Source organism: Paenibacillus ginsengarvi (assembly GCF_003626695.1).
GTDB lineage: Bacteria > Bacillota > Bacilli > Paenibacillales > NBRC-103111 > Paenibacillus_AB > Paenibacillus_AB ginsengarvi.
The window spans coordinates 1-10,508 of the sequence record NZ_RBAH01000057.1 but is presented as its reverse complement, the minus strand read 5'-3'; the positions used below and the strand labels follow the sequence as shown (position 1 = coordinate 10,508).

Genomic DNA, 10,508 nt, shown 5'->3' with positions numbered 1-10,508 from the left:
CCGCTGCGAAGCCAGACTTAACCCCCTTCCAAGTTGCGCTTTAAAGCCTGATTACGTGAGATTTCAAGTAAGACTGCGAACGCTCTAGCTTGTGCAGACTATTCTCCATAATTAGGGGGTAGGACCGGTTGCGGCCCGTAGTCCGTCATCAGCTTCAAGGAGCCGTTGTCTGTCAATGATGAGGGAAGCAGATTCGGAGTATACTGGTACACCGAAGAACACCGGTATGCGATCGGCTGGGTCTATTCTTTTAGCGGTCACGTGTATGAAAACTTTTTATTTCCAGACCAAATCCTAATAGCCGCGCTCCTTGATGCCTGAATAAAATTGGGCGTTCGTATCGGCCCAATTCAGAACCGCGAAATCGGCCATAATCGCCTTCTCTTTGTTCAAGTCTCAAAAAACTGGATAAGCTCCTTGCGGCCTTCGGACATGATGCCGGGGATGAAGATGCCGTCTTTATCCTTGTGGTAACAGGTATTGTACTGCCAGTAAGGACCCGTAGCGAAGCCCCGGGTTTATATTTTGGCCCATCTCCAGTCCGTAGGTGTCGTCGGAGAAGCATTTCCTTAGGCCCATCAGTACAGCATTTATGATGGAACTAAAATGGAAGTGGAAGTGCCTCGGCAGACGCTTATAATAAGTACCAGATGAAAGTCACCGAGTCTTCTCACCATATATGCATCAGAGGAGGGTCTAGGTATGACGGTAAAATGGGGAAATGCTGCCGTATGCTTGATGACTGCAGCCGCTCTTGTAAGCGGTTGCGTAGGAGGTGGGAAAGGTAGCTCGGGCGACCAGGCTAATGAGAAGCCCATATGAGCTTTGGTACGGTCCGCATGGAGCCGTTCTGAATACAGCTCGGATTTGCTGCAGGAGTGGCCGCATCCATGTGCCGAACAGCGAATGTTCCGGTATGGGAGCTCTGCATCGACCGGCTTCAGGACGAGCCTGATCGAAGAACGCCAGCGGATCACCTATTTCCGAGACGTGAAGGCCGATCATGAGGCGCATCCGGCGCTGCAGTATTTCCGGACGAAATCGTTTTTACAGGGTATGAAGCAAAGCCGCATGCGGCTTATACGGTCCCGATACCTCATTATGGATAAGCATGGCCCGAGCGCTTCCGGGCGGAACCCGATTACCCGCGCTTCCAGCTATGGGATCGGATCGCTCACGCGGGAGTGGACATCGGGCCGAGAAAGTTGGCGGAAGAACAGCCGTACAGGTCGTACTGGGCGGAGAAGCCGGAACTAGTCGGTCTCATTGCTTCGCGCTGGCTAAGTGCTGCCTGCCGCTCACTCGGTATCGAGAATTTGGGCCGTTCGGAGTGGAAAGGCGGGGCATCCGTTACCCGCGTCTTCCACAGTATAAGCATCGAAGAGAAAAGTGGATTGGAGCATATAGCGATATGTCACTGGTTTGGTAATCAAGTTCATTCATATAGGAGGGTTCATATGTTGAATGAAAAGATGGAGCAGCAAGAGGGGAAAGGTTTGGACAAGGAACAGCCTGAGGAGCTAGGCATCCATGTAAGCCGCAGAAAGCTACTCACTGCCTTCGGCATGGCCGGTGCGGCTATTGCCGCGGGCAGTATGCTCCCCGGACCGTCAACGGCTTACGGGAAAGAGGGGGCATCGGTTGCGGAATCGGTATATGAAGAGCTTCACGGCAAAGGCAAGGTCCCCCAATTGAAAGCGGCTGATCTGATTATCGCGACTACGATTGCCGAGCTACGGGCCAATTCCGATCCCGACCCGAAATTCCTTTATTTTATCCGAGATAAAGGGCAGGAAGGCCACTTCTATGTCGATCCGGCCGATACGACCTCGGTCGACAATACGGGGACGATTCTCATGGCGGCGTCCGGCGCCCGTTTGAAGCGGATGATGATTGACGATTCCATCGATGTCCGCTGGTTCGGTGCGAAGGGGAACGGGACGGCCGACGATACGGCGGCGACTCTCGGTGCGATCGGTTATGTTTCCTCCGCTTTTCCGCAGGGGGGCGTTCTGTACTTCCCGAACGGAAAATACAGAGTGACGGACGGATTTACATTAACGGGGCAAAAGGTCAGCTTTCGAGGAGACAAAGCGGAAATCTTTTTGGACAACAGTTCCGATATCATTACGGTACTTACGTTTCTCGGCTGCACGGACTTCTTCGTGGAAGGTATCAAAATATCCAGCTCGAAAACGACGAAGCTGCACTCCAAACAGGCGCATGGGATTTTTATCAAAGATTCGGGAAAATTCAAGCTGAAGAATCTTGATATTTCTTATCGTACTGACGCCATCCATATCCAGTCTTGTGACAATTTCACATTGGAAGGAAGCGACGTTTATTATTTAGGCGAAGAAGGGATCCGAATCGGCGGGAGCCGAAATTGGCGCGTGGCGGGCAATCGAATCCATCACCATAATGGCGACGGTATTTTGCTCAAGCATGCCGGCGCTTCGGAAGGCATGTACAATGGAGAAATCATCGGTAACTTTCTATACGACGGCGTGAATACGTTCGGCCTTACTTCCACGATCGGCGGCGGGGTTACTTGCAATGAGGAAGTTACAGGAACTGCAGAACGAAACATCCACAATTTAGTCATAAGCGGCAATACATTCAAAAACTTGCGGTACGGTATCGGTCTCACTAGCATTACGAACTTTACGATTTCGGGCAATACGATTCAAAATGTCAAAACGGCCGGGATTCGCATGGATAACTCAAACGTCAACAATCCTTCGCACAATCCAGGTGGCGAAAGCGCGATTACGGGAAATACGGTCGAGAACGTGACTGACGGGGAAGGCATACAGTTTGCGACGAACCAGGCTATAGTAGAGAAGGTATCCATTACAGGAAATCATGTCAGATGGGTCACGCATGCGGTCACGCAATACCCGGGCATAGCGGCGTCCAATGCGGTCGTTTCCGGCAATATGGTAAGCGATTGCAAAATTCTTCTCCAGGCAAGCAATTGCACGATAACCGGTAACCGCTTTCTGCAAGGTGGCTTTAGCTCTTCCGATGCCGGATCCAATGCTATCAAGCTGTTTGAATCATTCGTATTTACGGGTAATACGTTCGAAGATACGAAAGGCCATATTGGAATCGGCAGCGGGTCGGGCGTGATGAGCGGAAATTCGATCAAAACAGGTTCCAATTTCTGTGCGATTTTATTACGAAACAATCCGTCAGGCAACGTATATGTGATGAACAATAGTTTCGAGTGCCCGAACACGCTGAAAAATATTGCATATGATCCCACAGTTACGCCGAGCGGATCGGGAAAAATAAGCTGCGATTTTACGCTTGCTAGGGCCATTCAACGTTACGATGCAGCCATTCCTGCAGATGGGTCGTATACGCCGTTGTCTATTATTTGGAATAAAGACGTGGGAAAAGGGAAGCCGCTCGGTCACGTTTGCATAACGGGTGGTACCCCGGGCGTTTGGGCCCCGTTCGGGTATATAGGCTCAGTCAAGAACGGCACGGTCACAATAAGCGCGTTGACGGATTCTGTCATCGTTGCACACGGCATGGGCCTGTTGCCTTCGTATGTTTCCCCGACGCCTCTCGGCAATACGGGACATCTCTGGATTACAGACATGACAACTACTCATTTTACGATACGATGTTCCGCTGCTCCGACAGCGGATACCCTAATATTATGGGAAGCGAAAGCATAACGGCGGAGAGTTCCTCGTTGTCGATGCGTCACTGAAAAGCGGTCATGCCAATAGCGGCATGGCCGTTTTTTTGTCTTAAGAAAACCCCCAGTTCGACTTGAAGTACACCCCTTAAAATAGACATTGGAAAAACCCTTGGGTTAACCGATGAATAAAAAGGGGTTCATTTTTTATGGCAATCAAGGGACAAAAGTTTATATCGTATACGGAAGAGGAGAAGAAAGAAGCGATTTGCTTGCATCTGGAGGAAAGAACGATCGATTACGACAGCGCACAATCCGCCCTGTTGAGCTTCACGGAAAAAGGATTGGGGCATCATACGGTTTCGGCTGACGATGCGGTTGCCGCTTATGTACAGTTATTTCACGACTTTGCGGAAAGTGTATTGAATGATTCTCCTCAACAGGTATTCCCGGCTTTTTCGCTCCGCATCTTTGAAGCATGCGTAGGGACATTGCTGTCCGCGAAGACGGGCAGGCTGATCGAACTGCCGCTGCGGGAATCGGATGAAGTCGTTTGGAACAACCGAATATGAAACGGATGGAGTGATTTTTTTGAATAAACCGATTATTGTTCTTGTCATTCTTATGTTTCTGTTTGCGTCCACAGGTTGTTCCTCGAAATCCGGGAAAGAGGAATCCGTCAAAGGCCCGGAGGCGACTGCGGAAGTGAAACCGGTAGAGCTATCCGTTTACCGGTTCCGGACGAATTTGACGGATGACGAATTCAAGGCCTACTTCGTCGAACCGATCGGCAAAAAGTACCCGCACATCACGCTGAAGATGATTGTCGAGGATAAAGGCACGACGCCGGAGGAACTGCTCGCTGCCGGAGTATTCCCGGATATCGTCTTTACGAGCACGAGCGACATCCAGCGGTTAAAGGATTTTAAAGTGGTGCAAAATTTGGACGATTACGTCAAGAAGACAAATCTCGATTTGAGCAAAGTAAATCCGGTCATTATCGAATCGATCAAGCAATTTGACGATCGCGGGGAACTGCCTGCTCTGCCCTTTGCCGTCGGCGTCGGCGTCATGCTGTATAACAAAGATATTTTCGATAAGTTCGGCGAGAAATACCCGCGCGATTTGATGACGTGGGAGGAAGTTTTGCAAATCGCCAAAAGGCTGTCGCGAGAAGAAGGAGGAATCAAATATATCGGCTTCGATCCGAGCGAGCCCGCTCTGATCGCGTCCCAGCTTTCATTGCCTTTCGTCGATCCTGTTACGAATAAATCGGTCATCGATTCCGACGATTGGAAAAAAGTATTTCAAATGGTACAGCAGTCTTATGAAGCGTCGGGCATTATGAAAAACGAAGTCCCGATAGGCAGAGAAGTGTTTATGAAGGATCAGAAGCTTGCGATGTTCCCACTCTGGGCCGACAACTTTGTCGGAAGATTCGAGGACGAGTCCAAGAAGGGCGAATTCAATCTGAACTGGGATATGGTCGCCTTGCCCAACTTCCCGGAAGCGGTCGGCACAGGGCGCGAATCGACGACTCAATCGATGGTGCTGTCCAACCTGAGCAAGCATAAGGAGGAGGCGTTCCGGGTAATGGCGTATATGCTGTCGGACGATGTGCAGATCGAAGTATCCAAGCAGGGCAGAGTAACACCGCTTAAAAGCACCGAAATCCAGAAAGTGTTCGGAGCGAACTTGCAAAGTATGAAAGGCAAACATATCGAGGCGTTTTTTAAAGCGGCTCCGCGCAAGCTGCACAAGCCGTCCCCCTATGATCAAACGATTGTGAGGCCGGAAGCTGCAAATGCGGCCGTCCTGATTCGCAAGGGCCAAGACTTGAACACAGTCATTCGAACAGCCAAGGAAACGGCGGACAAGAGGATCGAAGCCGCATTGAAAAAGTAGGCCGCTATATAGAAAGGATACCGCTCACAATTCGAGCGCCTGATCAAACTGATACGACATTTTATGTCGTATCAGTTGTTTTATACTGGGAGCGTAAGACGACAACATTCAAGAAATAAGGATTCAATCGATGACGAAAACAAAATTTCCCGATTTGCGCCAGCACCCGAATCAAGCTGTTATGTCCGCGCACCAGAACGGATGGAAAAAAGGGTTGCGGCCTCATCGTTCCAAAGGTTCATAAAAAGAATGTTGGCGAATAGGGCGCTGGCGGAAACAGCGTATCGGTGAGGGAAGGCGAGAGAACAGGCTCGTGTCGATCATACCTATATTGATACGTGCTCACAAGGGTTCTCCAGAGTTAAGGTTGGAGGGTAAATAATTTGAAAACAACACGGAGGATATAATTGGAAACCACAAAAAAATAGGTATCTGTACAGTCAAATAGTTATTCACCTACGTATCATGTAAGTAATGATAAATATCGTTTGAATTACCTTATCCCGTATCTATCATTCCATTTATCAATTTATCAAATCTAAATTTATATAAAGGAGAGAACAGCATGGTTAGTATACCATTCCCTTCAAGGTGGGGTATCGACGCTTCTGTAGGCGGGAGACCTATCGTTTACGGTACATTTAACATCAACTCTGTTTCAGGTAACGTAGTGACTGGTACTATTAATTTTCGCGGCAGAGATATCCCAATTAACGGATATTGGGATGAAAGCACTAAACAATTAAGAGTTGATTCACCTTACGCATCGTATTCTGGTAATTTAACTATATTTGATGATCCCTCAATTAGAATCCGACATTTTATTTTAAATGGACGGCTTATTATGAAGCCTCCCTCTTTACAAGCAGGCGAGTACGGAACTTGGATCGCTACAACCAATACAAGTCTCACTGGATCTCCAACTATTGGTAAGGGACTACCTCCTGTCGGAGTTTTTTTAACATCAACTGCACTTTATGGATGAGCTGGTTATTGACCAGACGGATTTTTTCATATTTGCATCCCATAAAACATACTTATATAAATTTGGAAGCTTTCCTGGGGGCAAAAGGACTATTCGCTCATTTGATACGGTCCGATTTTGAGGTCACGCTTGCAGAATTGATTCGACAATCAAAAAGCGGTAGTAAAGTCGCTATTAACGAGCTCATGCAAGCAGAAAATATTGGTGAACAAAGAAAAGGTAATCAACTCGCATGGGGTCTGCACCCGTCATTTATGAAAATGATAATGATTGGTGGAGACTTTAACAAAGCAGAAGGATTCAACTGACATCTCGAACAGTGCTGCGATTCTCGCGAAAGCAATTCAATGTTATCTCAAAGCCGCGTAAATGGGAGTGTTGACAAAGTGAGGCTTGGGGAATGATTCCTAGCCTCACTTTGTCAACACTCCCTTGATCGCGGATTTTTTATTTTAAGGATATATGTTCTTGTCCACGTCCTAGGACAAGAACATATATACATTGCCGTATCGCTATAATTTGTTCACATAGTTACAGTACGTACCTAATCCGAGGTCGAACAAAATCGGGTCGAATACAGAAGAATGAGCACAAGCTCACAAATAAATGCCGGTATTCTGAGTATTTGTGTGAGGCCGGGGGTTACGATCGTGACTCTTACCCTCCCATGATACCAGCTTGATCGGGAAGCGCATGGCTTGCAGTGAAGGGTGCTGCCTATGATCCGGGCATTGTCTGACAGTCTGGAAATGGCCCATTACACGGTTCAGTTTCACTTTTTGCCATGGCCAGAGTGAATCGGCATTTTCCACAAATCGTAGCAAAGAACTGCATAACGTATTGGGATATCGGAAAAATAAAACTGTTAAAACAGTAGCAGATACAAAAATAAAGGAGACTAGAATGAAAAAAAACGGATATAAAACGGTTAATCATCCTGAAAATCGAGACAAAATGAATGGTGATGAAACACCGATAATTCTGGATGGAAAAGCAACTGAAAAGGTCCCAAATGAGCCAAGTGTTATAGAACGAACAAAAGAGGTACTGGAGAACATAGGAACCACGATAAATGGTATTTGAGACAAGGTTTGAACGTAAGTGAATCACTAGGATAAACTTTTATGGATTCACAACTCTAAGCACCCGTTGCGGTGCTTTTTCTATTGTTGCAAGTCGATTTTCGTTTTGGATAAAAACAACAAGATCAGAGAAGTCTAATTGAAGTTGTTAAAGAACCGACTGAATCAAACCAAATTTAACAACTGAAACATTTTCGGATTTACGCATGAATAAGGGCTACTGATTGTGATTTTGCAATCGGTAGCCCTTTGTATGTTTAATTTTTAGAAACCTTTGTATTGCGGCTCTTCATTTTCTAATTGTTGTACACGGCTTTCGACCTGCTGTACGATTTGTTGTGTTTGGCTAGCAGCATTTGTAAAGAGGGTCTTCGCCTCAGCATTTTGGGTTTCTAAAGCAAACTGTTCCAAGCTCGCTTGGGCACTTTTTAACGAGGCCACGCAAGTTTTAACTTGAGAAGCTACTGTCATAGGGATCCACCTCCCTCAAAAGAACTTCTATGCAACGAAACATAATGTACCCCGGTTCCGTTATGTTCATACAACAATGGCTGGTTTCCGCCGGCTCAGAATACGGAGATTTGTCATTTACAACGCGAAGGTTACGATTATCATGCTAACAGATACTATAGTTGAAACACCGACAAGGCCACCGATTAGTCCGACGGCCTTTTGCCTCTACCTGTTCGTACTTGGTGTAAAACGTACTCAATTTCAAAAATCGCCTCCAACTCCTAGTCGTGGGAAGAAAGTCGAGTTGAAGGTGTGCTGTTCGCGAATGGCAGTATATTTTCTGTTTTCGACGTTGAAAATTCGTCGGACATTTCTGTACTTGTAAGAATTGATCGAAAAAAAGCAGATCAGCTTATCCGAGGTGGTGCGCGGATTATCAAAGTCATTAGGTTCTAATCGAAAGGCATGTACTCGATGGTGATAGGCACAACACGTACGATGCAGGAGTAGCTGCTGCTTAGCCGGTAAAAGCCGCAGGCTCAACCTGTTCGACGAGCTGCTGCTGCAGGCATCGCTCCATGGACACCGCCGCATCATCTACGAAGATCTGACTCAGCGGTTCACGTACCGCAAGCTCATCATTGCTTCCCCAAGACATGATAGCAGAGTAAGGAATATTCTCCGATAACCGTTAAGAGCACCGCGTTCACACAATAATACGGCGCTCATTTTTCAAGAAACGCATTAAAATATAAAGGGACATGAGACCGTAGATGATTGTCATTTCACCGATAGATTGTACATTGCTGGACAGATGAACAGCTTGCGAGGTTAGTTTGGCCAAAAACAAGCTTACGGCAAAAAGCAAGATGATGACCATCGTGCCTGAAAATAATCCCTTCCGAATCCCTCGGGTACACGTTCTCAATGCGTTCATATTCCATAAGGCGGCAATCATCTCCAGAGAAAGAATCCCGATGGCGGCTCCCGCATAGGTGAATCCGGGAATAGCAATTAAATAATAATTTAGTGTTAAAGAGCAAACTGTGCCGATAATTAACCCGATCAGAGGCGTTTTTTTATCTCCGGATGCCCACAAAGCAACGGTGGAAAGCTCCCTAATGCCTGACAGTAAAGGAGCCAGAGCCATGTAACGTATACCGGTTTCCGCCGATGCATTGGAGAAGATCAAATTCGAAAGTTCCCCTGCATAAAAAAACAAAACCAAAGCCGAACCGGATCCCCACAGCCAAATCATTTCCATCGCTGACCCTGTTTGCCTGACAAATTGGTCTTTCCGTCCTGCTTGCCAATCCGCTGTAATTTTGGTGGATAACGTGTAGGACATCGCGAATGAAACGAGCGTAGGAATGTAGACAACCATGGTGGCCATACCTGTAATAATGCCGTAGACGGAAATCGCTTCGGCGCTGTTGAAACCTGAAGTCTGCAGCCGGTGCGGAATAATAAGGGCGTCGAGAAAATCGGATGCGGGTACGATCAATCGAGTAGCTAGAATAGAAAGCGAAGAGAGGACAAAGATGAGTATTCCGGGTCTCGCCAAATGCTGCATGGCAGATCTATTATTGAAGTTCAGTTTATGGATGGCAGAGCTCACTAGAATGATCAGCAAAAAAAATAAAGATACAAGAGCCCCGGCAGTAGCTCCTAACATCAAACCACCGACGGTGTAAGGGGTACCGAACTTTAGCCACGCAGTTGCAATAACGATCATTACAACAATGCGAACAAGCTGTTCCATTATCTCTGATACCGCAATATACCCGTAGTATTCCACTCCCTGCAGAAACCCTCGCAAAAGCGTAAGGAACGGAACGGCAGCAATGGCGGGAGCGATGCATTGCAGAGCAAATTCTAGGTGAGTGTTACCCAGCAATACAGAAATACGCGGTGCAAGAACGTAGACGTAATATCCTAATACGATGCCGGACAAGGCAAGAAAAATACCCGTACCTTTAAATAATTGCAGCCCTTGTCTGTGGTTGCTGGCCGTCACCAAAGCAAGCGCCGTAGGGAATCCGCCGGTGAGACCGGTAAGAATTAGCGCATAAGCAGAGTACGCCATTTGGTAAAGTCCAACGCCCTCGGGTCCGAGTAGCCGGAACAAAAAAATTCTAGAAAAAAAACCCATTACCTTCACAAGGAAAATGGCACCCGTCCGGAGTGCCATTTGTTTAGCCAGATCAGGTAACCTCATCATTTCACCTCAAATATCCCAGCTTTGTCCTATTTATTTTATTGCGCCAGCTGTTCAGATATGATTCGAGGTGAGACAAGTTAATCACTCAACTTTCGCAGCTTAAATTACCGAATAAACCCTTAATGTATAAGGGCAAATCGGCCATCCACTCTTGGAGTTGACACAATACCGTTTGTTTGGTGCGTTTGCTTTTTGCTTCAGCCATATCTA

General features: G+C 47.0%; 9 protein-coding genes. 6 read left to right on the top strand and 3 right to left on the bottom strand.

The genetic code is table 11. The features are described 5' to 3' along the window. Window positions 1-1,457: 1,457 nt before the first annotated feature. The 6 genes from D7M11_RS35810 to D7M11_RS35785 all read left to right on the top strand — a co-directional run bounded on the left by D7M11_RS35810 (window position 1,458) and on the right by D7M11_RS35785 (window position 7,625). On the top strand, window positions 1,458-3,689 hold the full coding sequence (locus tag D7M11_RS35810; RefSeq protein WP_120752058.1) for a right-handed parallel beta-helix repeat-containing protein: 2,232 nt from the start codon (window positions 1,458-1,460) through the stop codon (window positions 3,687-3,689). A 172-nt stretch (window positions 3,690-3,861) separates the two neighbouring features. Then, window positions 3,862-4,224 (top strand): hypothetical protein, encoded by a 363-nt coding sequence (locus D7M11_RS35805; RefSeq protein ID WP_120752057.1) that lies wholly within the window; start codon window positions 3,862-3,864, stop codon window positions 4,222-4,224. Between the two features lie 19 nt (window positions 4,225-4,243). After that, window positions 4,244-5,557 (top strand): ABC transporter substrate-binding protein, encoded by a 1,314-nt coding sequence (locus D7M11_RS35800; protein WP_158607021.1) that lies wholly within the window; start codon window positions 4,244-4,246, stop codon window positions 5,555-5,557. Between the two features lie 565 nt (window positions 5,558-6,122). Further along, window positions 6,123-6,542, top strand: a complete 420-nt coding sequence (locus D7M11_RS35795) for a hypothetical protein (protein WP_120752055.1) — start codon at window positions 6,123-6,125, stop codon at window positions 6,540-6,542. An 8-nt stretch (window positions 6,543-6,550) separates the two neighbouring features. Then, a complete protein-coding gene (locus D7M11_RS35790) occupies window positions 6,551-6,850 on the top strand; it encodes a hypothetical protein (protein ID WP_147433564.1) in 300 nt (99 codons plus the stop codon). Between the two features lie 595 nt (window positions 6,851-7,445). After that, a complete protein-coding gene (locus D7M11_RS35785; RefSeq protein ID WP_120752053.1) occupies window positions 7,446-7,625 on the top strand; it encodes a hypothetical protein in 180 nt (59 codons plus the stop codon). Between the two features lie 263 nt (window positions 7,626-7,888). On the opposite strand, the gene D7M11_RS35780 is transcribed toward D7M11_RS35785, so the two are convergent. The 3 genes from D7M11_RS35780 to D7M11_RS35775 all read right to left on the bottom strand — a co-directional run bounded on the left by D7M11_RS35780 (window position 7,889) and on the right by D7M11_RS35775 (window position 10,298). Next, on the bottom strand, window positions 7,889-8,095 hold the full coding sequence (locus D7M11_RS35780; RefSeq protein ID WP_120752052.1) for a DUF1657 domain-containing protein: 207 nt from the start codon (window positions 8,093-8,095) through the stop codon (window positions 7,889-7,891). Between the two features lie 499 nt (window positions 8,096-8,594). After that, complete coding sequence (locus D7M11_RS37050; RefSeq protein WP_193556367.1) at window positions 8,595-8,735, bottom strand: hypothetical protein; 141 nt, start codon at window positions 8,733-8,735, stop codon at window positions 8,595-8,597. A 48-nt stretch (window positions 8,736-8,783) separates the two neighbouring features. Further along, entirely contained in the window at window positions 8,784-10,298 is a 1,515-nt protein-coding gene (locus tag D7M11_RS35775; protein ID WP_120752051.1) for an oligosaccharide flippase family protein, read from the bottom strand. Window positions 10,299-10,508 lie beyond the last annotated feature (210 nt).